Genomic DNA, 1,452 nt, shown 5'->3' with positions numbered 1-1,452 from the left:
TAATAAATGTGCTAATAGATAAAAAAACACCCTCAAGTGAGGGTGTTTAAACAAACAATAGTGACTTTAAGATAATTTATCTGCTAAGTCCAATAAGCTGTTTTAGTTAATGACCCATTGCCGCACCACCGAGATCTTTGGCTGAGTGGTGAATAATTAATTGAGTTTCATAAAGCATATCAGTCATCTCGACTAAGAAACCAGTTTCAATTGCCATTACACCTACAATAGATAATACAATTGTATAAGGTAACGCCATCCACACCATACGTCCGTACGACAAACGAATAAGCGGGGCTATGGCTGAGGTTAACAAGAATAAGAACGCTGCTTGCCCATTCGGTGTTGCCACTGAAGGTAGGTTAGTACCGGTATTAATTGCTACCGCAAGTAAGTCAAATTGGTCTCGAGTGATTTGGCCACTCATCAACGCTGCTTTCACTTCATTAATGTAAACCGTTCCTACAAACACGTTATCACTAACCATAGATAACAAGCCGTTAGCAATGTAAAAAATCACTAACTGCATATTGCCTTCATAACCTAATGCCCATTGGATCACAGGAGCAAATAATTCCTGGTCAATGATCACACCAACGATGGCAAAAAATACCGCCAATAATGCTGTGAAAGGTAAGGCTTCTTCAAATGCTTTAGCCAATGAGTGTTCGTCGGTTATGCCATTAAATGCTGTTGCTAGAATAATTACCGATAAACCAATAAGGCCAACAGAAGCTAAGTGAAGTGCTAAACCTGCAATTAACCAAACTCCAATAAGAGCCTGGACAACCAGTTTCATTTTATCTTGGTTGGTTCTGTGTGAGTCTTCATGATTAGCGTAATCGGTTAAAATCTTATGTACAGCATCAGGTAATTGTGCGCCATAACCAAATACTTTGAATTTTTCGACAAGAAAACAAGTGAATATACCAGCAACCAGTACTGGCATCGTCACTGGTGACATTCGTAAGAAAAACTCACCAAACTGCCAATGGGCCTGCGCCGCAATGATTAAGTTTTGTGGTTCGCCAACCATGGTGCAGACACCACCAAGGGCAGTACCAATGCCAGAATGCATTAATAAATTACGTAAGAATGCACGAAATGCTTCTAATTCTTCATTGTTTAATTGTTCAGTTGTTTCAGATGTATGGTCGTGACCATCATTAAAACTCTTACCGGAAGCGACCTTGTGGTAAATAGAGTAAAAACCAACAGCAACAGCAATGATAACCGCGATGACCGTTAACGCATCTAAGAACGCAGATAAGAATGCCGACGCAGTACAGAACATGAGTGAAACAATGATTTTTGAACGTACTTTGGTAATCATCTTGGTAAATACAAACAGTAATAACTGTTTCATAAAGTAAATACCGGCGACCATGAAGACTAAAAGTAACAATACTTCTAGGTTGGCTTCAATTTCATGTAGGACTTGCGTGGGAGATG

Annotated in this window: 1 protein-coding gene; it reads right to left on the bottom strand. The window is 39.5% G+C overall.

The features are described 5' to 3' along the window. Nucleotides 1–106: 106 nt before the first annotated feature. Nucleotides 107–1,452: sodium/proton antiporter NhaB (gene nhaB / locus H5202_RS22405; protein WP_182773970.1), on the bottom strand; the 1,346-nt coding region annotated here is incomplete at its 5' end.

This window comes from Shewanella sp. SG41-4, assembly GCF_014164505.1.
Lineage (GTDB): Bacteria > Pseudomonadota > Gammaproteobacteria > Enterobacterales > Shewanellaceae > Shewanella.
Note: the sequence above shows the minus strand (reverse complement) of the source record. Positions and strands in the feature narration are given on the sequence as shown.